The organism is Nostocoides veronense, from assembly GCF_039531185.1.
GTDB classification, from domain to species: Bacteria; Actinomycetota; Actinomycetes; order Actinomycetales; family Dermatophilaceae; genus Nostocoides_A; species Nostocoides_A veronense.
The window spans coordinates 24,246-47,419 of sequence record NZ_BAAAPO010000040.1 but is presented as its reverse complement, the minus strand read 5'-3'; the positions used below and the strand labels follow the sequence as shown (position 1 = coordinate 47,419).

20 protein-coding genes are annotated in these 23,174 nt (G+C 68.1%); 9 read left to right on the top strand and 11 right to left on the bottom strand.

Annotation, left to right across the window (positions count from 1 at the left end; translation table 11 throughout):
- Window positions 1-140: 140 nt before the first annotated feature.
- Window positions 141-455, bottom strand: a complete 315-nt coding sequence (locus ABD225_RS12890) for a transposase (protein ID WP_425564418.1) — start codon at window positions 453-455, stop codon at window positions 141-143.
- A gap of 205 nt (window positions 456-660) precedes the next feature.
- Here ABD225_RS12890 and tig point away from each other — a divergent pair, with 205 nt between their 5' ends.
- Both tig and ABD225_RS12880 read left to right on the top strand, forming a co-directional pair.
- Window positions 661-2,076 (top strand): trigger factor, encoded by a 1,416-nt coding sequence (gene tig / locus ABD225_RS12885; protein ID WP_344085998.1) that lies wholly within the window; start codon window positions 661-663, stop codon window positions 2,074-2,076.
- Between the two features lie 125 nt (window positions 2,077-2,201).
- Complete coding sequence (locus tag ABD225_RS12880) at window positions 2,202-3,413, top strand: MFS transporter (RefSeq protein ID WP_344085982.1); 1,212 nt, start codon at window positions 2,202-2,204, stop codon at window positions 3,411-3,413.
- Between the two features lie 386 nt (window positions 3,414-3,799).
- On the opposite strand, the gene ABD225_RS12875 is transcribed toward ABD225_RS12880, so the two are convergent.
- Window positions 3,800-4,228, bottom strand: coding sequence for a TA system VapC family ribonuclease toxin (locus ABD225_RS12875; protein ID WP_344085979.1), 429 nt, complete (start codon window positions 4,226-4,228; stop codon window positions 3,800-3,802).
- Window position 4,229: 1 nt separating this feature from the next.
- Window positions 4,230-4,481 (bottom strand): CopG family transcriptional regulator, encoded by a 252-nt coding sequence (locus tag ABD225_RS12870; protein ID WP_344085976.1) that lies wholly within the window; start codon window positions 4,479-4,481, stop codon window positions 4,230-4,232.
- 148 nt (window positions 4,482-4,629) lie between these two features.
- On the opposite strand from ABD225_RS12870, the gene ABD225_RS12865 reads away from it, so the two are divergent.
- From ABD225_RS12865 to ABD225_RS12840, 6 genes are all read left to right on the top strand, one after another.
- Complete coding sequence (locus tag ABD225_RS12865; protein WP_344085973.1) at window positions 4,630-5,283, top strand: ATP-dependent Clp protease proteolytic subunit; 654 nt, start codon at window positions 4,630-4,632, stop codon at window positions 5,281-5,283.
- Between the two features lie 35 nt (window positions 5,284-5,318).
- Window positions 5,319-5,978 carry an ATP-dependent Clp protease proteolytic subunit gene (locus ABD225_RS12860; protein WP_344085970.1) on the top strand — a complete coding sequence of 220 codons (660 nt, stop codon included), beginning with the start codon at window positions 5,319-5,321 and terminating at the stop codon, window positions 5,976-5,978.
- Window positions 5,979-6,143: 165 nt separating this feature from the next.
- Window positions 6,144-7,370 carry an MFS transporter gene (locus tag ABD225_RS12855; protein WP_344085967.1) on the top strand — a complete coding sequence of 409 codons (1,227 nt, stop codon included), beginning with the start codon at window positions 6,144-6,146 and terminating at the stop codon, window positions 7,368-7,370.
- A 311-nt stretch (window positions 7,371-7,681) separates the two neighbouring features.
- Window positions 7,682-9,526 (top strand): DUF222 domain-containing protein, encoded by a 1,845-nt coding sequence (locus ABD225_RS12850; protein WP_344085964.1) that lies wholly within the window; start codon window positions 7,682-7,684, stop codon window positions 9,524-9,526.
- 215 nt (window positions 9,527-9,741) lie between these two features.
- The gene (clpX, locus tag ABD225_RS12845; protein WP_344085961.1) at window positions 9,742-11,028 is read left to right on the top strand and encodes an ATP-dependent Clp protease ATP-binding subunit ClpX; all 1,287 of its coding nucleotides are present in this window, start codon (window positions 9,742-9,744) and stop codon (window positions 11,026-11,028) included.
- A gap of 31 nt (window positions 11,029-11,059) precedes the next feature.
- The gene (locus ABD225_RS12840; protein WP_344085958.1) at window positions 11,060-11,731 is read left to right on the top strand and encodes a hypothetical protein; all 672 of its coding nucleotides are present in this window, start codon (window positions 11,060-11,062) and stop codon (window positions 11,729-11,731) included.
- 6 nt (window positions 11,732-11,737) lie between these two features.
- On the opposite strand, the gene ABD225_RS12835 is transcribed toward ABD225_RS12840, so the two are convergent.
- From ABD225_RS12835 to valS, 8 genes are read right to left on the bottom strand one after another with little or no spacing between them, the layout of a single operon-like run.
- Window positions 11,738-13,633: an alpha/beta hydrolase family protein gene (locus tag ABD225_RS12835; RefSeq protein ID WP_344085955.1), complete on the bottom strand. Its 1,896-nt coding sequence runs from the start codon at window positions 13,631-13,633 to the stop codon at window positions 11,738-11,740.
- Window positions 13,630-15,069, bottom strand: a complete 1,440-nt coding sequence (locus ABD225_RS12830) for a glycoside hydrolase family 19 protein (protein ID WP_344085952.1) — start codon at window positions 15,067-15,069, stop codon at window positions 13,630-13,632. Before ABD225_RS12830 ends, ABD225_RS12835 begins: the two co-directional genes overlap by 4 nt.
- Window positions 15,070-15,125: 56 nt before the next feature.
- Window positions 15,126-15,653, bottom strand: a complete 528-nt coding sequence (locus ABD225_RS12825) for a hypothetical protein (protein ID WP_344085949.1) — start codon at window positions 15,651-15,653, stop codon at window positions 15,126-15,128.
- Entirely contained in the window at window positions 15,650-17,044 is a 1,395-nt protein-coding gene (locus ABD225_RS12820) for a DUF58 domain-containing protein (RefSeq protein ID WP_344085946.1), read from the bottom strand. The genes ABD225_RS12825 and ABD225_RS12820 overlap by 4 nt, the downstream gene beginning before the upstream one ends.
- Window positions 17,041-17,997, bottom strand: coding sequence for an AAA family ATPase (locus ABD225_RS12815; RefSeq protein ID WP_344085943.1), 957 nt, complete (start codon window positions 17,995-17,997; stop codon window positions 17,041-17,043). Before ABD225_RS12815 ends, ABD225_RS12820 begins: the two co-directional genes overlap by 4 nt.
- Window positions 17,997-18,515, bottom strand: a complete 519-nt coding sequence (locus ABD225_RS12810) for a hypothetical protein (protein WP_344085940.1) — start codon at window positions 18,513-18,515, stop codon at window positions 17,997-17,999. The genes ABD225_RS12815 and ABD225_RS12810 overlap by 1 nt, the downstream gene beginning before the upstream one ends.
- A complete protein-coding gene (locus tag ABD225_RS12805; RefSeq protein ID WP_344085937.1) occupies window positions 18,512-19,180 on the bottom strand; it encodes a DUF4129 domain-containing protein in 669 nt (222 codons plus the stop codon). The genes ABD225_RS12810 and ABD225_RS12805 overlap by 4 nt, the downstream gene beginning before the upstream one ends.
- Window positions 19,181-19,194: 14 nt before the next feature.
- Window positions 19,195-21,813 (bottom strand): valine--tRNA ligase, encoded by a 2,619-nt coding sequence (valS, locus tag ABD225_RS12800; protein WP_344085995.1) that lies wholly within the window; start codon window positions 21,811-21,813, stop codon window positions 19,195-19,197.
- A 76-nt stretch (window positions 21,814-21,889) separates the two neighbouring features.
- On the opposite strand from valS, the gene ABD225_RS12795 reads away from it, so the two are divergent.
- Window positions 21,890-22,735 (top strand): uracil-DNA glycosylase, encoded by an 846-nt coding sequence (locus ABD225_RS12795; protein ID WP_344085934.1) that lies wholly within the window; start codon window positions 21,890-21,892, stop codon window positions 22,733-22,735.
- Window positions 22,736-23,174 lie beyond the last annotated feature (439 nt).

Below are 23,174 nucleotides of genomic sequence, written 5' to 3'. Positions count from 1 at the left end.
CCGTGCCTCGCGCGGCCCGGGCCCGGCGTGTTGTCGCGTGGCCCAGTCGTAATACCCCGACCGAGACACCCCGAGCAGGTCACACATGCGTGAGACCGTCACCGACGGCCCCGTCCTAAGAGTGGCCTTCTCCGCGTGGATCACCGCGAACGCTGTGTCGGGTTCGACGCGTTCTCCGCTGCGAAGAAGGCCGCTGCTTTTTTCAGGAACTCCCGATCCATCCGCAGCTGCGTGTTCTCCGCCCGTAACCGCTCCAACTCGGCCCGCTCGTTGATATCGACCGCCGGCGGCGGATCCTCCATCCGAGCCCGCTCATTCGCGACCCACCGACCCAGCAACTGCTCCCCGACCCCGATCTCGTCCGCGACCGCACGCGCCGTGCGTCCCGAATCGATGACCAGACGCGCGGCATCACGCCGGTACTGCGGGGTGAACTTCCTGCGAGTAGCACCCATAAGGGCATCCTCTCCCGCCAGCCGAAGCTGGCCAGTCAGGATGTCCGTCAAACGGGGTCAACACCACCGCGCGGCAGGCACTGTCATTTTGGGCGTGCGCTGCCCCGCCGCGTAAGATGCGGGGAGCCTGGCTGGTGTTCGCGTGCCCGCACGCCCAGCCCGCAACCTGATCCACCACCGAATATCCACTTTTGGAGTGCCTGCTGTGAAGAGTGCCGTCGAGAACCTCACCCCGACCCGAGTCAAGCTCGTTGTCGAGGTCCCCTACGAGGAGCTCAAGCCGAGCATCGACGCGGCATACCGCACCATCGGCAGCCAGGTGACGATCCCCGGCTTCCGCAAGGGCAAGGTGCCGGCGCGCATCATCGACCAGCGCATGGGCAAGGGCGCCGTCCTGCAGGAAGCCGTCAACGAGGCGATGCCGGGCCTGTACGCCCAGGCGGTCGAGGAGTCCGCGGTCCGCCCGATCGGCCAGCCCGAGGTCGAGATCACGGCCGTCCCGGTGGACGAGTCCGAGACCCTCAACTTCACCGCCGAGATGGATGTCGTCCCGGCCTTCACCCTGCCCGACCTCGACGGAATCGCCGTCACCGTCGATGACGTCGAGTTGACCGACGAGGACGTCGCGGAAGAGTTGGAGAAGCTGCGCACCCGCTTCGGCACCCTCGTCACCGTCGAGCGCGCCGCTGTCGATGGCGACTTCGTGAGCATCGATCTGTCCGCGACCATAGATGGCGAGCCGATCGACGAGGTCTCCGGCATCTCCTATGAGATCGGCTCGGGCAACATGCTGCCCGGCATGGACGAGGCGCTCATCGGTATGTCGGCCGGCGAAAGCAAGGACTTCACCGCGCCACTAGCCGGTGGGGACCGGGCGGGCCAGGAGGCCGACTGCACCGTCACCCTGCAGGCCGTCAAGGAGCGCGAACTGCCCGAGCTCAACGACGACTTCGCGCAACTCGCCTCGGAGTTCGACACCCTCGAAGAGCTCAAGGCCAATGTCTCTGAGGTGGCGCTACAGGCCAAGAAGTTCGAGCAGGGCGTCTCCGCGCGCGACAAGATCCTCGAGCACCTCCTCGACTCCGTCGACCTCGAGTTGCCGCAGGGCGTCATCGACGCCGAGGTCAACGCGCACCTGGAGGGTGAGGGCCGCCTGGAGGACGACGAGCACCGCGCCGAGGTCCAGGAATCGACCGCCCGCGCACTGAAGGCGCAGTTCATCCTTGACGCCATCGTCGAGCAGGACGAGGTCGAGGTCTCGCAGCAGGAGTTCGTTGAGTACCTCCTGATGCAGGCCCAGCAGTACGGCATGGACCCCAACCAGTTCGCCCAGGCCATCGACGCCAACAACCAGGTGCCGGGCATGGTCGGCGAGGTCGCCCGCCGCAAGGCCCTCGCCGGTGTCCTCGACCGCGCCAAGATCACCGATGCCTCCGGCAACGAGGTCGACCTCGCCGAACTCGCGCCCGATGAGGACGATGACGACACGCTCGAGACCAACGAGGTCGTCGAGGATGTCGCCGCCGACGCTGAGCCGGTGGACGAGGCCACCGACGCCGCCGCGACCGAGGAATACGCCGGCAGCCACGCCGGTGAGGACCTGGACGCCCCGAAGGCCTGATCGCCGCCGCCGCCCCGCGTCCGGGTGCGGCACCCAGAACCAGTGCGTATGCCGCGCGGCCCCGACGAGGGGGCCGTGCGGCATACGCGTGAACGCCCGACCACGGCCTGGGGGAGTGGACCCACATGACCACGCCGGCACTGGACCGGCCGCGCCTGCTCGCGGCCCGCAATGCGGTGTATGCCGTCTTCACCGTCAACGGACTGGCGTTCGCCTCATGGGCCAGCCGGATCCCGGACGCCAAGGCCACCTTGAACTTGAGCCCGGGGCAACTCGGCGTTGTGCTGCTCTTCGCCTCGGCCGGCTCGATTGTCGGGCTGCCGATGGCTGGCCATATCGTGCACCGGATCGGGGCCGCCCGAACTTGCGCCATCGCCCTCACGGTCTTGGGCGTCGGCCTGTCGGTCGTCGGGCTCGGCGTCGACATCGTCGGCAACCGCTGGTGCGTCGCGGCGGGTCTGTTCCTGCTGGGCCTGGGTATGGGCACCTGCGATGTGGCGATGAATCTCGAGGGCGCGAATGTCGAGCGGCTGCTGGAGCGTTCGATCATGCCGCGATTCCACGCCGCCTTCAGCGGCGGGACTGTCTTCGCGGCGCTCGTGGGGGCGGGTATGGCGGCCCTCTCGGTCCCCGTGTGGGCGCACCTTGCCGTCGTGGCGGCGTTCCTTGTCTTGTCCTCGGGCGTCATCACCCGGCCCTACTTGCCGCGCTCCCTCGAGGAGGAGCCGCAGGATGCGGCGGTGGGCGACGCTCCTCTGGCTGCGGCAAGCTCGCGGTCAGCGTGGACCGAGCCGCGCACCCTGCTGATCGGCCTGGTCGTCCTCGTGGCGGCCTTCACCGAAGGCACCGCCAACGACTGGGTTTCGGTGGCTTTCGTCGAGGGCTACGACCTGCCCGCGTGGGCCGGCGTGCTCGCCTTCGCGACCTTCCTCGGCTTCATGACGATCGGCCGCGTCCTCGGCACGAACTTGCTGGACCGCTATGGCCGCGTGCCGGTGCTGCGGATCATGCTGCTCATCGCCCTCGCGGGCTCCCTGATGGTGGTCTTCGGCGGCCCGGCGCTGGCATACCCCGGCGCGGCCCTGTGGGGCTTCGGCGTCTCGCTCGGCTTCCCCGTGGGCATGTCGGCCGCCGCCGACGACCCGGCGCGCGCGCACGCGCGGGTGTCGGTCGTCGCGACCGTTGGCTATGTCGCCTTCATCGCCGGCCCGCCGCTGATCGGCTTCCTCGGCGACCACTACGGCGTGCTGCGCGCACTCCTGGCCGTGGGCACCCTCATTGTGCTCGCGTATGCCGCCCTGCCCTCCGTCAGGGAACCGGCGCGCCGCGCGCTGTGACGCCCCCGTCCGGGCGATCCTGTCGTTCATGGGTGAACTGCCGTTCCGGGTCGGCCTGAGCGTCATACTTGTTCTCCTTGCGGGTTCGTCTCGGCACGCCTGCCGGGCATGGCTGGCCGGATGCAATTCGCTAAGGCGTGGGGCGTGGACGCGGCCGATGTGACGACGGTGCCGCTCGCGACCCCCATCGGATACCAGGGTGTTGTGGGCTACGACGAACCGTCCGGCCCATCGGTCCGAGCGTTCGTCGGCGACTGCGGCGCGGGCTTCTTCTTCGTCCAGTTCCGCGGCCCGAACGCGACACGTGCTGATGCCCTCGTCACGTCATTCATTCAGAGCGTGCGCAGGACCCCGCTGAGCGGGTGCTGCTGTGGTGCGACGCCTGATCAGGCTTCGCCCGGAATGAGGACTGGAACGCGGAAGCGGGCGAAGTCTCGGTCGAAGGTCGCCACGGTTGCGCCATACTCCAGCGCGAGCGCGGCGATGTGGGCATCCGTGGTCAAGTTGGCCGCGGTGCCCGAGGCGCTGAGGTGGCCGGCAAGCAGCGCGAAATGCCGGGAGGTCGGCTCGGGCACTGTCACTGCGGGTTGGCGCAGCCAGGTCTCGACGATGTCTAACGCCTGGGTGGCTGTCAGTGGCTTGGCGAAGGCGCGCGGGTTGGTGCTGATGCGAATGAAGCCGAGCAGAGATACCCACGGCATCCCCACCACGTGACTCCCAGAAATCTGCTCGCGCAACCACGCGTGGGCCGCCTCGTGATGCGCGGACCCGGAGTGGACGACATACACCAGCACATTGGTATCGACGACGAACACCTCAGACGCCCCAGGCCAGCTTGCGCAGGAGTTCTTCGTCTTCGAGTTCGGCGGCCATCCGACTGGCGTCGTCGAGGTCGACCCGCACACTGCCGAGGTCATAAGTCGGCCAAGCGATATCGACCGTGGGGGACTGTCCCAGCCCGCGGCGGATAGCGTCGTTGACGGCCACCTTGAATCCGATCTCCCGCTGCTTCATCTCCTTCTCGAGGAGGGCAGCGACATCCGGGTCAAGGGTGATCGTGGTGCGCATGACGCATCATAGCATCACCAGGAATGATGACATGATGCACGCCGTTCGTGGTGGGTCCGTAGGTCGGGCTTTGGCCCTCGGTGTGCGCTGACAGTGAACAGCGGCCCGAGGCGGGATTGTCCGGGAGAGGGCGCGCGTTAGGGTCACCATGAACTATCCGCACGAGCGCACGACGGAGACGACAAGCGTGAGCAACCCCAGCGCCGCCGCACAGGGTGGCCAGTTCGGCCTCGACGACCACATCTATCAGCGGCTGCTCAAGGAACGCATCATCTTCCTCGGCTCCGATGTCCGCGACGACAACGCCAACGCCATCTGCGCGCAGATGCTGCTGCTCGCCGCCGAAGACCCCAAGTCCGACATCTGGCTCTACATCAACAGCCCCGGCGGCTCGGTGACCGCTGGCATGGCGATCTTCGACACCATGAATTGGATCCCCAATGACGTCGCGACCGTCGCCATGGGCATGGCCGCATCGATGGGCCAGTTCCTGCTCTCGGCGGGCACCAAGGGCAAGCGGTATGCCACCCCGCACGCGCGCGTCATGATGCACCAGCCGTCCGGCGGCATCGGCGGCACCGCCTCCGACATCAAGATCCAGGCCGAGCAGATGCTCTTCATCAAGAAGCAAATGGCCGAGTTGATCGCCCAGCACACCGGCCAGAGCCTGGAGCAGATCGAGGCCGACTCCGACCGCGACCGCTGGTTCACCGCCGAGGAAGCCAAGGACTATGGCTTCGTCGACCACGTCTTCCTGCGCGCCGAGCAGGCCGGCACCGACGACAACCCGGTCACCGACTGAACCCGGCATACGGATCGAAAAGGACTGAAACGACAATGACTTTCGACGGTATGGCGACCGGTCGCCTCCACGTGCCGGGCCCGAGCAGCCGCTACATCCTCCCGCAGTTCGAGGAGCGCACGTCCTATGGGATGAAGCGCCTCGACCCCTACACCAAGCTCTTCGAGGACCGCATCATCTTCCTCGGGGTGCAGGTCGATGACGCGTCCGCGGACGACATCATCGCCCAGCTGATCGTGTTGGAGTCGCAGGACCCCGACCGCGACATCCTCATGTACATCAACAGCCCCGGCGGCTCGTTCACGGCGATGACCGCGATCTACGACACGATGCAGTACATCCGCCCCGATGTGCAGACCTTCGTGATCGGCCAGGCGGCCTCGGCCGCGGCGGTGCTGCTCAGCGCCGGCGCGCCGGGCAAGCGTTTCGCCCTCCCCAACGCGCGGGTGCTCATCCACCAGCCAGCGCTCATGGGCGGCGACTACGGCCAGGCCTCCGACCTGGAGATCCAGGCCAAGGAGGTGCTGCGGATGCGCGAGTGGCTCGAGGAGACCTGGGCCAAGCACTCTGGCCGCACCGTCGAGCAGGTCCGAAAAGACATCGAGCGCGACAAGATCCTCTCGGCCGCCGAGGCCAAGGAGTATGGCCTGATCGATGAGGTTCTCGCCTCGCGCAAGGCGTCCTTCGAGAACTGAGCTCGCACCTAAGGTCTGAGGGTTGGCACCACATACGGTGCCAACCCTCAGACCTTATTTACTGTCGCGCGCGGAGGCAGGGTGCAAGGCAGTCAGGACCTCGCGTCACGGCGGCGATCAGGCAAGGGACTCTGAGGACCCGGGGATCGGTAGGCTCTCGCCCTTGTGAGCAAACTGGGGGAGGCGATCGCGCCGGCGCGGCTGGGGCGCGACTTTCGCTGGCTGCTCGGCTCGTCCTGGGTCGGGCAGATCGGCGACGGGATTGCGTTGGCCGCAGGTCCCTTGCTCGTCGCGAGCCAGACCCGTAATGCCTTCCTCGTCGGCTTGGCGGCAGCTTTGCAGCGCGTGCCAACCTTGCTGTTCGGGCTGATTGCCGGTGCCGTCGCGGATAGGCACAATCGCACGCAACTGGTTGTGCTGGCCAATGGCGCGCGGGTGCTCGTGCTGGCAGTGCTCATCGCCACCCTCGCGACGGGCCACGTCTCAATCGGCATCGTCTTGGCGGCGATGTTCGCCCTCGGATGTGCGGAGATCTTCGCCGACACCAGCTTCTCGACCTTGCTTCCGATGGTCGTCTCGAAAGATGATCTGGGACTGGGAAATTCGCGGCTGATGGCGGGATTCCTGACGGGCAACCAGCTCGTCGGTCCGCCCGTTGGGGCCTTCCTGTTCGCCGCCGGTATGGCGTGGCCGTTCGTCATCCAGTTGGTGACCCTGGCATTCGGGGCGGTGCTCATCCTGCGGATCGCCACGCCGACGCTCGCCCGCCCCGATCGCGAGCCGACGCACGTTCGGCGCGATATCGCCGAGGGCGTGCGGTGGCTGCTCGGCAACGCGCCGGTGCGCACGCTGGCGCTGGTGATCCTCGCGTTCAATGTCACCTGGGGCGCCGCGTGGTCGGTGCTCGTCCTCTATGCCTTGGACCATCTGCACATGGGGGAGATCGGCTTCGGTCTGCTGACGACGGCCGCCGCCGTGGGCGGGGTGGTGAGCACCGCGGCATACGGCCGGCTCGAAAAGCGCTTCGACTTGGCCACCTTGATGCGGGCCTGCCTGACGCTGGAGGTGGTGACGCATTTCGCGCTGGCGCTCAACCGCAGTGGGGCGCTGGCGATCGCCATCATGGTGATCTTCGGGGCGTACGCGTTCGTCTGGGGGACGTTGTCGACGGCGGTGCGGCAGCGGGCGGTGCCCACCGAGTTCCAGGGGCGGGTGTCCAGTGTGTATGTCGTGGCGCTGTTCGGTGGCCTCGTCGTCGGTCAGGTGCTGGGTGGGGGGATCGCCCAGGAGTGGGGGCTGACCGCGCCCTTCTGGTTCGCCGGCGTCGGGTCCGGAGTCACCCTGCTGCTCGTATGGCGCCAACTCACCCACATCGCCCACGCCGAGGCCTGAGGGTGGTTGCCTCGGTGGCGTTCGCTCATGAGCTCCTGGCAGGTTGCCGGAACCGAGCGCGAGTTGTGGGCGGCGGGCGTGTTGATGTCGCAGCCGAGCGCTGATCTTGCAGCTGAGCGTTGATTTCGTAGCGGAGACGAGGTCTTGCCGCGGGGCCGCGTTATAGCGCTGCTCGGCTGCGAAAAAGCTGCTCCGACGCGACAAGAGCGCTCGACCAGGAGCCTGTCCTTTCGAGCGAATTTGATTGCCCACCAATATTTTTCATCACTCAACCCCTTGCTCTGTGGATCGAACTGGTGTACCATTTGAAGATGACAGCAATGGCGCAGCACCCCACAGACGGGCTTGTCGGGCCCGCTGCCGGACTGCGCCCCACCGGTGCTCGTGAGGGGTTAACTCCGCTCGATGACGCGTGGTGGCCGCCGTTGGATGTCGAGGAGTTGGTCGCCGATTTCGAGGCGTGGCAGGACGAACTCGGCTGGGATGACGTGGATGAGGCCGACGAGCGGGACTCGTGGGCGCTCGCCGTGACTGAACCCCGCTGGTGCGACCTGCCGGCCGGCCATGCCTCACCCGTTACGGCGGTTCGGGAACTCGTCGATTGGCTCGCAACCCTCGCACCGGAGGGCAACCCCGACCTTGCCGACCCGGCGGGCAACCCCAGGCCCGAGTTGGGTCTGGCGGAGTTGATCGACTTCATCGCCGGGCTGGAGCAGGTCAAGGGCGCGATCGCGGCGGCGCAGGCTCGCGCGACGGCGGAGTTCGGGCGGGCGACCGTGCGGGAGGCGCTCGCGAACCGGGCCTCGCTGCCGAAAGCCCGATCCTCCATCGCGCCACAGATCGCGCTGGCTCGGCGGTGTTCGCCTGCGACCGCGGACCGGCACCTCGGGCTCGCGCGGGCGCTGCCGGGCATGCCGCACACGCAGGCGGCATTGACTGCCGGGATCATCGACGAACGATCCGCCGCCGCGATCGTCCGCGAAACCAATGTCCTCAGCCCGGAGTTGCGGGCCCGGGTGGATGAGTTGATCGCGCCACGGCTGGCGACATCGAGTCTGAAACAACTCACCGGTGCCGCCGCGCGCTACGCCGCGGAACTCGACCCCGCCGCTGTCGTGGCCAAACACGAACGCGCAATGTCGGAACGGGGTGTGTGGACCCGCCCCGCACCCGACGGGATGGCGTACCTGTCGATCTTCGGACCCTTGACGGGGATCGTCGGCGCGTACGCGTCCTTGCACCGGCACGCCACCGCGGTGGTCGCCGGCCATCACGAAACCGACACCCCCGACACGCCGGCGGATCCGCTGGATGAGCGGACCCACGCCCAAGTGATGGCCGACGCCGCCCTGCGCTGGCTCGCCGGACTCACCCCCGGCCAAGCCTGCCCCGTCGCCCTCAACCTCGTCATGCCCGCCGAAAGCCTCTTCGCGACGCAGCCCGCGACCGTTAACACAACGACTACCGACTCCGCCGCCACTGGTGAGACCGCGACGAGCGACGAGACCGCAACCGGCCGGGCCACCAGCGGCGCCGGCGCCCAGCCTGACCCGGCGTACAGCGTCCACCCGACTCCAGGACTTACCGCTACGCGCGGGCCGCGGAGCACCGAGACACCCGCCCGGATCCCGGGACACGGCATACTCCCGGCCGCGCTCGCCAGGCGCCTGCTGCTCCACGGCTGCGAACCACCCGACCCAGTGAAAACCGCGTCACCCCAACACGACTCGCCACCGCCGACCCCCACCCGGGGCGGCACTGGACTATCTGAACCGGCGCACGTCTTTTTGACCAGGGTCTTTACCAGCCCCGACGGCCGCGACCTCCTCGCGCTCGACGCCATCGCCCGGCTCTTCCCACCCCGACTCCGCGCCGCCCTGATCCTGCGCGACGACACCTGCCGCACGCCATACTGCGACGCCACCATCCGCCACGCCGACCACATCCGATCAGCGGCCGACGGCGGACCCACCTCACTGCACAACGGACAAGGACTCTGCGCCCGCTGCAACTACACCAAAGAACTCGATGGCTTCACCACCCGGATGCTTGAGCCGCAGCAAGAGCACGGAGCCGGCCCGCATACCCATGCCACCGAGGTCACCACCCCCACCGGCCACACGTACCTCTCCGTCGCACCCCCGCTCCTGGACTAAGCCGCCGACCTGGCCGGACCGCAGGGCGCACGGCATACGCCGACCCATCAACGACTGATTCGGCTGTCAGCGGAACCGCCGCCGCGGGGGCGACATGTCCGGTTCAATGGTCGTATCCGGGAGTGCCGGCAGGTAGCGTCACCACCAGAGGCGCCCGGCCGACAGCGGGTCGGCGCCGCAGCACCAAGTCAGCCACGAAGGGACGAGGCAGTCAGATGGCACGCGTAGGCGAGAGCAGCGATCTGTTGAAGTGTTCCTTCTGCGGCAAGAGCCAAAAGCAGGTCAAGAAGCTCATCGCCGGGCCAGGGGTCTACATCTGCGACGAGTGCATCGATCTGTGCAACGAGATCATCGAGGAAGAGCTGGCCGAGTCCAGCGACCTCGGTTTCGATGAGCTGCCCAAGCCGAAGGAAATCTTCGACTTCCTGCAGACCTACATCATCGGCCAGGAGACCGCCAAGAAGGCGCTCGCGGTCGCGGTCTACAACCATTACAAGCGCATCCAGGCCGGCGAGGCCGGTGGCCGGCGCGATGCCGAGCACGTCGAGATCGCCAAGTCCAACATTCTGCTCATCGGCCCGACCGGCTGCGGCAAGACCTACCTCGCGCAGACCCTCGCCAAGATGCTCAACGTCCCCTTCGCGATCGCCGATGCCACCGCGCTGACCGAGGCGGGCTATGTCGGCGAGGACGTCGAGAACATCCTGCTCAAGCTGATCCAGGCCGCCGACTATGACGTCAAGAAGGCCGAGACCGGGATCATCTATATCGACGAGATCGACAAGATCGCCCGCAAGTCCGAGAACCCCTCGATCACCCGCGATGTCTCCGGCGAGGGTGTGCAGCAGGCGCTGCTGAAGATCCTCGAAGGCACGACCGCGAGCGTCCCGCCGCAGGGCGGCCGCAAGCACCCGCACCAAGAGTTCATTCAGATCGACACGACGAATGTGCTCTTCATCGTCGGCGGCGCCTTCGCCGGCCTCGAGAAACTCATCGAGTCGCGCAATGGCAAGAAGGGCCTCGGCTTCGGCTCCGAGCTGCACACGCCGAAGGACCTCGCCGAGTCGATCAGCGAGGTCATGCCCGAAGACCTGATGAAGTTCGGGCTCATCCCCGAGTTCATCGGCCGCCTGCCGGTCATCACCACGGTCAGCCCGCTCGATGGCGACGCACTCGTGCGCATCCTGTCCGAGCCGCGCAACGCCCTGGTCAAGCAGTACGCCAAGATGTTCGAGCTCGACGGCGTGGAGTTGGAGTTAACCCCTGAAGCCCTCGACGCGATCGCCGAGCAGGCCCTCAAGCGCGGCACGGGCGCCCGCGGCCTGCGGGCGATCATGGAAGAAGTCCTCATGCCGGTGATGTTCGATGTGCCGAGCGATGACGACATCGCCCGCGTCGTGGTCAGCCGCGAGACCGTCCTCGACAATGTCCTGCCGACGATCGTGCGCCAAGCGCCCTCGCCGCAGCCGCGCAAGCGCGCCCCCCGCAAGCGCTCGGCCTGACCGACGCCAGCGGCGAGGAGGAGAAGGCGGCGTGCCCACGGCATACCGGCTGCACAGCGGCGACCAGGCGCCCAAGCAGCAGAGCCAGGTGACCTGCGGCTCCGCCTGCCTGACCGTCGCCCGGATGCTCGTCGACCCGCTCTTCGCGCGGTGGGTGCTCACCGGCGAAGGCCCCCGCCCGGGCGTCAGCGACGGCCCGACGCTCGCGCTCCGCTTCGCCGCTTATGAGCGGATCGTGCACACCCGCACTAATGGGCTGTATGCCGGCGGCGGTCGCCTCAACCTGCCCTGGCCCCGATTCTTCGGCACCCCGCCGTGGGGGGCGAAGAAGGAACTGGAGTTCGGTGCGGCGCGCCGGGGGACGGCATACGACATCGAGGTCCTGCGCCATCTCGACACCGACGGGCTGGGGGAGCACTTCGATCGGCTGCTGCGACTGGTTTCCGACGGCGAGCCGGGGCTGCTGTATGTCGGTGACGCTAAGCTGCCGCGGCATGTTCTGCTGATCCTGCCGGACCGTGGTGACGGTAATCTGGAAATCTACGATCCGTATGCCGGGTCGGTGACTGAGCTGACCCGCGCCGCCTTCGTCGCCCGCCGGATCGCGATCGCCGGCTGGGATGTCCCGTGGTTCTGCGTCCAGCCGACCGGTCAGCTGCGCGAGCGCGTCTTCGACTGGCCCGCGGACGCCGTGCCGGCCTAGGGCGACTCACCCAAGCAGGCCGAAAACCCTTTGGTAGTGGGCTAATTCGCGGGTGTAGGCATCCTCGATCGTCGCGGCGGCGCGGAAGCCGTGGCCCTCGCCGGGGTAGACGACCAACTCGACATCCTTGCCCGCGGCGAGCATGGCGTCGGCCATGCCCTGCGCCTGCGCGAGCGGCACGGCGAGGTCGTCAGTGCCCTGCAGGAGCAGCAGGTCGCCGTGCAGGTCCTCGATGTGATGGATGGGGGAGCGGTCCGCATACACCCCCGTCTCGTCGGGCCACGGCCCAATCAGGCCGAAGGTGTACTGCGACTCAAACTTGTGGTCGTCGGCGACAAGCGCGGCGAGATCACTGATGCCGTAGTAGCTGGTGCCGGCCGCGAAGACGGTGCTCGTCGTCAAGGCCCGCATGACGGTGTAGCCGCCCGCGCTGCCGCCCCGAATGGCCAGGCGCGCGCCATCGACGCGGCCCTCCCGGGCCATCGCGGCAGCCCCGGTGACGCAGTCATCGATATCGACCACGCCCCACTGCTCGCGCAGACGCTCGCGATACTCGCGGCCGTAACCCGTCGAGCCGCCATAGTCGACATCGAGCACCGCGAAACCGCGAGTCGTCCAGAACTGAATCCCGGTCTGGAAGGATCGCTCGGCTTGTGCGGTCGGGCCACCGTGGACGAGGACGAGCAACGGTGGGGCCTGGTCGGCGGGCCCGGTCACCCGCGCGTTCGCCGGCGGATAGAAGTTGCCATATGCCGTCAGCCCCGCCCCATTTGTCCAACTGACCTCTTCTGCGCGCGAGACATCTGCGGGGTTGGGTGCCGTGGGAGATGCGGCGGCCAAGACATCGGTGCGCCCGGTTGCCAGGTCGATCGTGACGATGTCGGGGAGTCGGTCGGCCGAGCCACGCTCCAGGGCAATGCGTGCGCCCGTGGCGCAGACCTGGTTTGTCCCGGTCGCCCCGAGAGCGAGCTGCGTGCGCGCACCGCGGTGATCCACCACCATCAAGCCCTGGCCCGACGGATCGCGCAGCACCGCACGGCCGTCGGCGAGCATCGCGATATCGCGCTTGCCAAGCACCCATTGCGGGGTGGCCAGGTCGGCAGCGACGGCAAGGACCTGCCGCGCCTCACCGTCATCCCAAATCCATGGATTCCACCAGTTCGTCTGGTCGCTGAAGAACCAGAGTCGCCCGTCGGCGTCATAGATCGGCTGGGACACCGAAACGCCCGGCCCGCCGGTGACGATCTGCTCATCGGTGCAGCCCGACTCGGTTAGCCGGGCCTGGCGCAGCACGGTGGAGTCCCACGGCATATTCGGGTGATCCCACGAAATCCACGCGATCCGGCTGCCGTCATCGGACACCGCCGGGCGGGACACAAAGTCCGTCCCGGTCGCGAGCACCTGCCCGAAGTCGGGATTCTCACCGCGAATATCCAAGCGCACCAACTCATTACGCGGCTCCCCGCCTAAGCGGTGGTCCTCGCGCACGGCATACACATGATCGCCCTGGAGGACCAGCCCACCGAAGCGCACCGCCCCCTCCGGGGTGATCGCGACCGGCTCGGACGATCCCGGGTCGAGCCGTCGCAACCGTCCGTCGGCGAAGTCGCTGAAGACGACGAGGCCGTCGCGGACGGCATATGGCCCGCCGCCATATTCATGGACGCGGGAGCGGACATTCCACGGTGCAGGGGTGACATCGACCGTGGCGCCGGTCGCCCCGTCATGGCGCACCAGCACACAGCGACCGCCCTCCCAGGGTCGACCCTCGATCCAGTAGGTATCCGCGCCGTCGACGGCGACGTCGTCCAGTCGCGCCTCCGAGGCGGTCAGGCTCGCCGTCGTGATCGGCGACGGCCAGGTGCCGAAGGGCAACTCGCTCGGCGACGGCGCGGCTGTCATGACGCCGAGCGCTCCGGGTGGGCGTACCACTCACGGTCGCCAGGGGCCGGGAGGCGGGCGGGATAGCAGATGGTGTTGGAGGGGTAGGAGCCGGTGAAGAACTTGTATGCGGACTTGAACCGCTCACAGCGCTTGGTGGCCTCTTCGTAGTTCCACGCGAAGCCGATATTGCGGTTGACACCATTCATGTCGTGATTGTCGGCATAGGTGTTGGTCGTCGTGCGCGCGACCGTCCAGTACCACCGGGCGATCGGCGCGCTGTATTGGAGCGACTTGGCCAGGTCGGGGCTCGACAGCAGGTTGATGCCGAAGTAGCTGCCAGCATCCTTGTAGTTGAAGTCATTCGTCAGCTGGATATAGCCGCGCCCGCGGTAGGTGAAACTGCCGCCCTGGTCGGCGTTGTAACGCATGGCCGATTCACTGACGAGGGTGGCCAGGAAGGCCGCCTTGCGCGCGGGATTGTTGACCTGGCCCTTGACCATCTCGGCCTGCAGCGAAGGCAGTCCGGCTTCGACGGTTGACCGCTCGCCGACCCAGCTCTGGCCGAACATCGTCACGAGGTTGTCGTAGGTGATGCCGCCACTGGGGCAGACGACATTGCGTGGTGCGGCGCTGATGAGCTTTTGGGTCCAGCCCGAGGTGTCGACGCTGCCGATAAGGCTGATGTCGGTTCCGACGCCGTCGGCGATATTGGCGTCCTTGCGGGTGGTCAGCGCCTCGGTGGCGGCGGTGCGCGAGAAGAACAGGCCGCCGCCGGCGGAGGCGAGGCCGCCCACACCGTCATACCCAGTGGAGGCCAGCGTGCTCTGGGTGATTCGACCCGCACCGGGGGTGTTGATGCCGATCAACTTTCCGGAGGTGGTCGTGCCCATGAGCCTGCTGCCCGCGACGCCGGTCAGGGTGGAGACGAGAACGCCGGAGCCCATCCGGACCTTGTTGGCGATCTGGCCGCCGGTCGGCTTCTTGGCGAGCAGATCCCAGCGGAAGAGTTGGCCATTCGTGCCGAGGGTGGCGAAGAGGTGCCCGGCGCCATCGGTGGCCAGCTTGTCGTAGGTCCAACCGGTGTAGGCCATCGGCACTGGCGTGGCGAACTTCAACGTCTTGGTCTTGCTGGTGATATCGACCCGATAGAGCGCGCCCCCGGTCGTGGTGACGAGGAGGGTGTCGTGGCTCAGCGCGGCGAGCGAGCGCACTGGCCACGGCAGCTTCGCCCCCACGAGACCGCGGCCCTTGGTGTTGGTCGCCGCATTGATCGGGGCGTAGGTCAGTGTGCCGTCCCGCCGCACGCCATACACGTGCGCAGTTCCGGTGCACCCGGTGCTCGCCGCCGCCTGCTGTTTCAGAGGGGCGGCGGGCGTCGAAGTCGCCGCGGAACCGGCCATCGAGAGGCCGACGGCCACGGCCAGGGCAGAGCCGTAGAAGTGCACGGAGGGCATGGGTCGGCCTTTCGGGGGGAGCCGGGGATCGGGCCCATTGTGCCCGACGGCGGTGATCAGGCGGTATGCCGCCACACCTGGACCGCTGCCACCCCGAGCGCCAGGAGCGCGGCGAGCGAGAGCCAGGTGCTGCCCGGCAGGCGCGCGGAGAGCACCAGGGCACCGACGCCGGCGACCCCGGCCGTCGCCGCAGCGAGCAGGCCGAAATCGCGCGCCCAGGTGATGCGGGCCCGGTTCGGCACCACGGTGGCGGGCGGCCATACGCCGAGCGCGGACGCGCAGACGTGCGCCATGAGCAGCAATAGGGCAGCTGCGAAGGCCGGCAGCAGATCGGCTGCCCGCTCCGGGCGAGGCACCCAAACCAGCCACACAGTCAGCTGGCCGAGCGTTGCCATCAGCGGCGCGGCGCCGTCCGGGCGAGCGACGGCGACCAGGACGAGCACCCAGACCGACGCGATGAGTGTCAACCATGCGTCATTCGGCACCAGCACGGTCACGCCGGCGTGCGCCACCAGAAAAAGCAAGATCAACACAAGCCGGACCGACCCCTGACGCCGCAGGGGATTGAGCGCCCAGGCGATCATCGGCGGGCCGCCCGCGGGGCGCGAGCCCGCCGCTGCAGTTGCCGCAGCACCTCATCCAGCGAGCCGTGTCGAACCCACGGCACCACCGGCACGCCGCTTCGCACCAACCGGTGGATCTCGCCGTCCCGCTCGAGCATCCGCAGCCGCCACGCCGTTCGGGTGATCGCGAGGTCGCGTCGGGTGCGCATCGGGGCGAGGGCGTCAAGATCGCGTTCGGTCAGTGCGAGCGGCTGGCGGGTGCTCGGCGGCAGTGTGTCGATCACCACGACGGTGGTGCCCCGCTGCCCAAGCCGCATCGCCTGCGCCAGTGCGGCCCGCGAGATGGCCGGCGTCAAGATCAGCACGACGGCGCCGGGCCGCACCTGTGCCATGGCGGTCGCCGTCGCCTCGTCGTCGGTGATCACGAGGGTGCCCGGCCGGATTCGGGCCAGGTTGTCCTGGATGCGCCGGACCTGCGCCCGGCCGGCTCGGGGTCGAAGCGGCAGCGCGCCCTTGGATCCCAGGATGAGCAGTCCGACGCGCTCGCCCGCGCGCAGATAGTGCTCGGCCAGCGCCGTTGCCGCCCGCACGGAGGTGTCCAAACTGCTACTGGCCGAACCGATCCCGTCGGCGAGGCCGATGTCGTGGAAGGCGTCGACGATGATCGTGATGTGGGTGTCCAGGTCGGCATGGGTGGCGCTGACCTGCAACTCGCCAGAGCGCGTGGAGCGCTGCCAATTGATGCGGGAGAGCCGATCGCCGGGACCATAGGCGCGCAGCGTCGCGAAGTCGCTGCCCTCGCCGCGCGCTCGGCCTCGGTTGAGGCCAACGACGCCGTCGGGGTGCGGCATGCCGGTGCGCGCCCGGAAGCCGGCCTTGTCCGGCAGCACGACCAGCGGAGTCGGCCGGATCTGTCCCGGCGTCCACCGAAAGGCGCCGAGCACCGTGGTCGCTGACAGGACGGCGGCGCCGGTGTCATAAAGCCCCCAACGGCGGGCGCGTCGGGTCGTCGAGATCCGCACCGAGGACGTATGCCGTTGCCCCGCCCCGAGCGTGAGCGCGGCGATTTCGCCGGCGGGCGAGTCCGCGACGACAAAGGGTGTCGGTGCCAGCACGGCGACGACATCGCGCGCACCCGGGGGCACCCGCAGATCTGCCTGCCAGGTCACAAGATCGCCCTCGGTCACGACGGACGGCGTCAACGTCATCCGCGCGGTGGGCACCTCCGCGGGTCGAGTGCGCGCCGCCCAGGCCGCCGCGATGACAAAGGGCGCGGCCAACACGATTAGGTCGAGCCGCCGGTTCAGCACCCCGATGAGCAGGGCCAGGGCGCCGATGGTGACAGCTCGGACCTGGGCCGCGGTGGGGCGCCAGTCGGCGTGGCCGTCGGCGGTGTCGCCGGGAGTCGTCACGTGCGGCCGCTGGTCGGTGTCGAGACCGAGTTCAGGATGTCGTCGATGACGGAGGCCGCCGTCACATCACTGGCCCACAGTTCGGGGCGCAGCGTGACGCGATGTTCCAGGACCGGCCGCGCGACCTTCTTGACGTCCTCGGGGGTGACGTAATCGCGGGCGGAGATCACGGCATACGCCCGGGCACACAGGAGCAGCGCGAGCGAGCCGCGCGGAGACGAGCCGACGAGGACGTGCGCGTGTTGCCGGGTGGCGCGCGCGAGACGGATGCAGTACTGCCCGACGGTGTCGTCGACCCGGACGGTCTCGACCGCCTGCTGCATGGCGAGCAGTCCGGCCGGGTCGGTGACGGCTTGCAGACTGTGGTCCTCGGTCCGGCGGCCCAGGCGATCGGTGAGCACCTGCCACTCCTCGGTGGCACTCGGATAGCCAAAACCCAGGCGCATCAGGAAGCGGTCGAGTTGGGCTTCCGGCAGCGGATAGGTGCCTTCATATTCGATGGGATTCGCGGTGGCGAGCACGTGAAAAGGCTTGGGCAGCAAGAATGTTCGTCCCTCGACGGTCACCTGATGTTCCTGCATCGCCTCGAGCAATGCGGCTTGGGTCTTCGGCGGAGTTCGGTTGATTTCGTCGGCGAGGAGGAGCCCGGTGAAGAGCGGGCCTTCGCGGAACTCAAAGGTCGACGTGCGCTGATCGAAGATGAAGGAGCCGGTCAGGTCGGCCGGCAGCAGGTCCGGCGTGAACTGGGCGCGGGTGAAGTCGAGGCCCAGCGCCGTGGCGAGCGAGCGCGCGGCGAGGGTCTTGCCGAGCCCTGGGAAATCTTCGAGCAGGACATGCCCGCCGGCGAGCACGCCGGCCAAGAGCAGAGTTAGCGGCTCCCGCTTCCCGATGACGGCCTTCTCGACTTCGTCGAGGATGGCGGCCGCCCGGGCTGATGTCTCGTGCAGATCCATTAGATCCTCTCGATGCGTTGCAGATAGCGGTCGATGTCGTGGGCCGAGCGGCGCGCGGACCCCACAGGTGCCTGGAGGTATGTCAGCAGCTCGGGTCCGAGGAGGGCCTGGGCTTCCTCGGTGAGACGGTCCGGGTTCAGCCCGCGCCTTCGCAGCCGGTCGGCGACGAGGGTGCGCAGCAGCCGCTGCAGGGACTCGACATCGGCGGGTGTCTCGCCACTGAGGGCGGCGCGCAGGAGGGCCACGCGCGAGTCGCGGCCGCGCTGTCGCCGAGGCAGGTCCTGGTAGGTGCTCCAGCTATGTCGATGACCCGCTGGAATGGCCCGGATCACGAGCCACAGCAGGACCCAGGAGGCGATCAGGATCGCCGCGAGCAGCAGGAAGTTCGGGGCCGGTGCGAAGGAATACCACGCGATGGCCATGACGAAGAGACCGAGGGGGAGCAGCCCGATGACGAGGGCCGGCGAGATGAGCGGCAGACGGGGGCCGGGTGGCCAGGTCGGGATGCGCCGCGTCATACCTCAACCTGCTCGTGCAGGCCGTCATGGATGGCGGTGAGGCACTCGATGGCGCGGGCCCGGTCAGCCTCGGTGAGGGGATGACCGCTGAAGCGCGCCTCGCGGTAGAGCTCGGCGAGCCCCTCGATGGCGTCTTGGTCGATCTCGAAGCGCCGCAGGACGGTGCGCGTCACCTCGGCCGGCGTCTCCCAGGGCAGCGCCGGATGCCCGGCCGCCGCGATGGCGCTCTCCAATTCCTGCCAGCAGGCGATGATCGCATTGCTAGGGATGTCCTCACGCAAGCTGGCCAGCTGGTCCGGAGCCCCCGCGAGCACCGCCTCAGCAACCGAAGGGCGTTCCAGCACAGGCGGTTCCGGGAGTCGGCGCCCGCGCAGTTCGCGAAGCAGCAGCACGAGGACGCACAAGCCCACGGCCACCGCAAGCACGGTCAAGACGACTCGGATGGGGAACTCCGCTCCGGCTGGCCGGGCCTCGCCGGGGACGCTCGGCGTGGCCGGCGGGTCGTTCGGATTCGCTGTCGATTGCGACGGCGGCGACAGCTCCTGACCGGCCTCATACGCCTTGCCGACCACGAAGACACTGCCGGCACCAGCCGTCCACAGGGAAAGCGCCAGCAGCAGGACGACACCCAGGGACCACAGCGCGGTGCTGCGCGAGCGAGGCATCGCCCCTCCGATCGTCAGGGTGTCGGGGCCACCAGCATGACATCGCGGATGGCGAGCTCCTCGCCCTCCGCATAGGTCACCTCTCCGGTGATCCGACCGGCCGCGCGCAGGTCGCCTTCGCCGGCGCGCAGCTTGTCGAGGGTCGCCGAGGGGCCGGCAATGAGGATCTGCGAGACCTCGGTCCGCATGCCAACCTTGGCTTCGGACTTCGCTTTGCGCACGGCACCGAGGGCGGCGCCGACGGTCGTCAAGACGGCCGGATCGCCGGGTTGGCCGAGCGCAAGTTCCTCAGCCTTCGGCCAGGTGGCGCGGTGCACCGAGCCCTCCTGCCACCACGACCAGACCTCCTCGGTGGCATACGGGAGGAAGGGCGCGAGCAGGCGCAGCAGCACCGAGAGCGCCAGCCGCAGCGCGGCGCGCGCCGACGGATCCCCGGCATGCGCACGGTCCTTGACCAACTCGATGTAGTCATCGCAGAAGGTCCAGAAGAAGGTTTCGGTGGTGTCGAGCGAGCGGGTGTAGTCCCAGTTTTCGAAACCCACGCTCGCGTCGGCAACGACCTTGCCGAGCGTGGCGAGCATGGCGCGATCCAGCGGCTCGGTGATCACGGACGCCAGTCCCTGGCGCGGGGCGAGGTCGGGTTCTCCGAAGCCGAGGGCGAACTTGCTCGCGTTGAGCAGCTTGATCGCCAGGCGCCGGCCGACCTTCATCTGGCCGATGTCGTATGCCGCGTCCGTCCCGAGCCGGCCGCTGGCCGCCCAGTAACGCACCGCATCGGCGGAGTGCTCCTTGACGACATCCTCGGGCGTGACGACATTGCCCTTGGACTTGCTCATCTTCTTGCGCTCGGGGTCGAGGATGAAGCCGGAGATCGCGGCATTGGTCCACGGCGCCGTGCCGTGCTCCCAGAACGAGCGGACGACCGTGGCGAAGAGCCAGGTCCGGATGATGTCGTGCGCCTGCGGACGCAGGTCCATCGGGAAGACCTTCTCGAAGACCGGGTCGCTGCCCGTGCCGTCGGCGGTGCGCCAACCGGCGGCAATCTGCGGGCTCAGCGAGGACGTGGCCCAGGTGTCGAGCACGTCCGGGTCGCCCACAAAGCCGCCGGGTATGCCGCGCTGCTCCTCCTCATATCCCGCTGGCGGGTTCGCGGCCGGGTCGACGGGCAGGTCGGCCTCGGCGGGCAGGATCGGGTGGTCGTAATCCGGCTCACCCTCGCCGTCGAGGGGGTACCAGACCGGGATCGGCACGCCGAAGAATCGTTGGCGCGAGACCAGCCAGTCGCCATTGAGGCCGGCGACCCAGTTGCTGTAACGGGCCTGCATGAAGGGCGGGTGGAAGGCGACGGTCTGGCCCATGCCGATGAGCTTGGCGTTGAGGTCAGCCTCTCGCCCGCCATTGCGGATGTACCACTGGCGGCTGGTCACGATCTCGAGGGGCTTGTCGCCGCGCTCATAGAAATTGGCCATCCGCTTGGTGGGTGTCGGCTCGCCGTCGAGATCGCCGCTTTCGCGCAGCGCCTCGACGATGGCCGCCCGCGCACTGAAGGCGGTCTTGCCGGCGAGCTGCTCGGCATACAACGTCTCGCCGGGGGTGCCCACGAGCCAGGCCGGGGTGTCCTGCTGCAGTCGGCCGGTGCGGGTGACGATTGAGCGCGTCGGGAGTTGCAGCTCGCGCCACCAAATCACGTCGGTGAGGTCACCGAAGGTGCAGCACATCGCGATGCCGGCACCCTTGTCCGGTTCGGCGGCCGGGTGGGCGAGCACGGGGATCTCGACCCCGAACAGGGGTGAGGTGACGGTGGTGCCGAAGAGGGCGGCATACCGCTCGTCGTCGGGGTGGGCGATGAGCGCGACGACGCTCGGGATCAGTTCGGGGCGAGTGGTCTCGATGTAGACCGGTCCGTTGGCGCTGTGGAAGGCGACGCGGTGGTAGTGCCCGGGGTACTCGCGCGCCTCCAGCTCCGCCTGCGCGACCGCGGTCTGGAAGGTGACATCCCACAGGCCCGGCGCCTCGGACTGATAGGCCTCGCCGCGCTGGACATTGCGCAGGAACGCCTGCTGGCTCGTCGCGCGCGAGTGGTCGTCGATCGTGCGATAGCTGATCGACCAGTCAAGGCTGAAACCCATTCTGCGGAAAAGGGATTCGAAGGCCTCTTCGTCCTTAACCGTCAGCTCGTCGCACAGCTCAATGAAGTTCTGTCGGCTGATCGGCTTCTCGTCGGCGGCCTTGGTCGAGGTCGCCGTGCCGCGGTGCGGCGGCTCGAAGCCGGCGTCATAGTGCAGGGAAGCGTCGCCGCGCACGCCGTAGTAGTTCTGCACGCGCTTCTCGGTCGGCAGGCCGTTGTCGTCCCAGCCGATCGGATAGAAGACGTTGTAGCCCGCCATCCGCTTGTACCGCGCCATGCAGTCGGTGTGCGTGTAGCTGAAGACGTGCCCCATATGCAGGCTGCCGCTCGCAGTGGGCGGCGGGGTGTCGATGGAAAAGACCTTTGAGCGCTCCCCGGCGAGGGCGGCGTCCCGGTCGAATGCGTAGGTGCACTGCTCACGCCATACGGCGCCCCACTTCTCCTCCAGGCCGTCGAGCGTGGGCCGCTCGGGGAGGGCAGGGGGCTGCGGGGCAGGGGTGGTCATGGTTCGCGATTCTTTCATCCCGTATGCCGTGCCCTCGACCAGTTTTGGGCCGCCGTGGGCGTAAGATGGTGCGCTCATGGACGAGGTGCTGCCCCACCCGCTGACTGGGCAAGGCTTCCGGTCGCCGGTCCCGCCGGGGACCGGGTGGCCGGGGGATCCGGCGACAGCCGAGACGCCGGTGGCCGCGACCGGGGGTGCGGTGCTGACCGCGGCAGGTGGGTGCGGCACTGTCGAGGAGTTGGCCGAGCGGGTGTCGGTATGCCGCGCCTGCCCGCGCCTCGTCGCGTGGCGAGAGGCGGTCGCGCAGCAGAAGCGGGCCGCATCCGCAGGGCAGCCCTATTGGGGCCGGCCCGCGCCGTCCTTCGGCGATCCCGAACCGTCCGTCCTAATCGTCGGGCTCGCCCCGGCTGCCCATGGCGCGAACCGGACGGGTCGAATGTTCACCGGCGACCGCTCCGGGGATTGGTTGTATGCGGCCCTGCACCGCACCGGCTTCGCCAACCAGGCCACGTCTGTGGCCGCGGGGGATGGGTTGATGCTGCATGCCATCCGGATCACGGCGACCGCGCATTGCGCGCCCCCGGACAACAAGCCGACGACGCTGGAGAAGCAGACGTGTGCACCGTGGCTCGACCGCGAACTCGAGCTCGCGGACAGCGTGCGCGCGATCGTCGCGCTTGGAGGAATCGGTTGGGATGCAACGCTTTCGGCGGCCCGCAGGCTGGGGTGGCAGGTGCCCCGACCCAAGCCGCGCTTCGGCCACGGCGCCGAGGCAACGCTGGTGCGGGCCGATGGCGTGAGCGTTACGCTGCTCGGCAGCTATCACGTCAGCCAGCAGAACACCTTCACCGGGCGCCTGACCGAGCCGATGCTGGATGCCGTCCTGCTCCGGGCGCGCTTTGTCTTCCTCAGTAGTCTTTGAGAAAGTGCACGAGTAGGCGTGACTTAGCGCCGGTTGAGCGATCAGGAACGATGGGATACCAAAACCTGCACTGACTAGGATTTGAAGAGTTTCTGACCCATGGGTGGGGCTAGCACGCACTCGGCAGAGTTCCGTGACTCTTGTGTCGATGTAAGTGATGGAATGATGGGTTTCCATTATCAGGTGACCCGAAGACACCCGCCGGGCCGCACGCGTACAGCGGAGACGTTGGATCGTTGGAATGGTGGATCATCGCCGACGAGGATCCTCGAAAGCCCGTCAAGAATTTAGGATCAAGTCCCTACGCGACATTGAAAGAAGAGCTGGCCTCGCCGCCTCACGATCGAATTCTCGTCGCCATTGACGGCCCAGCGGATCTTGAATCGACGGTACTCCCCGCAGCCAAGACGTCCGTCAGGATCACGCACCAGGACAGGTA

Bases quoted from the DNA above. Each gene is read 5' to 3' on its own strand.
- ABD225_RS12890 (WP_425564418.1), bottom strand. From the start codon at position 455: ATGGGTGCTACTCGCAGGAAGTTCACCCCGCAGTACCGGCGTGATGCC.
- ABD225_RS12880 (WP_344085982.1), top strand. From the start codon at position 2,202: ATGACCACGCCGGCACTGGACCGGCCGCGCCTGCTCGCGGCCCGCAAT.
- ABD225_RS12870 (WP_344085976.1), bottom strand. From the start codon at position 4,481: ATGCGCACCACGATCACCCTTGACCCGGATGTCGCTGCCCTCCTCGAG.
- ABD225_RS12865 (WP_344085973.1), top strand. From the start codon at position 4,630: ATGAACTATCCGCACGAGCGCACGACGGAGACGACAAGCGTGAGCAAC.
- ABD225_RS12860 (WP_344085970.1), top strand. From the start codon at position 5,319: ATGACTTTCGACGGTATGGCGACCGGTCGCCTCCACGTGCCGGGCCCG.
- ABD225_RS12850 (WP_344085964.1), top strand. From the start codon at position 7,682: ATGACAGCAATGGCGCAGCACCCCACAGACGGGCTTGTCGGGCCCGCT.
- clpX (WP_344085961.1), top strand. From the start codon at position 9,742: ATGGCACGCGTAGGCGAGAGCAGCGATCTGTTGAAGTGTTCCTTCTGC.
- ABD225_RS12835 (WP_344085955.1), bottom strand. From the start codon at position 13,633: ATGACAGCCGCGCCGTCGCCGAGCGAGTTGCCCTTCGGCACCTGGCCG.
- ABD225_RS12830 (WP_344085952.1), bottom strand. From the start codon at position 15,069: ATGCCCTCCGTGCACTTCTACGGCTCTGCCCTGGCCGTGGCCGTCGGC.
- ABD225_RS12825 (WP_344085949.1), bottom strand. From the start codon at position 15,653: ATGATCGCCTGGGCGCTCAATCCCCTGCGGCGTCAGGGGTCGGTCCGG.
- ABD225_RS12815 (WP_344085943.1), bottom strand. From the start codon at position 17,997: ATGGATCTGCACGAGACATCAGCCCGGGCGGCCGCCATCCTCGACGAA.
- ABD225_RS12810 (WP_344085940.1), bottom strand. From the start codon at position 18,515: ATGACGCGGCGCATCCCGACCTGGCCACCCGGCCCCCGTCTGCCGCTC.
- ABD225_RS12805 (WP_344085937.1), bottom strand. From the start codon at position 19,180: ATGCCTCGCTCGCGCAGCACCGCGCTGTGGTCCCTGGGTGTCGTCCTG.
- valS (WP_344085995.1), bottom strand. From the start codon at position 21,813: ATGACCACCCCTGCCCCGCAGCCCCCTGCCCTCCCCGAGCGGCCCACG.
- ABD225_RS12795 (WP_344085934.1), top strand. From the start codon at position 21,890: ATGGACGAGGTGCTGCCCCACCCGCTGACTGGGCAAGGCTTCCGGTCG.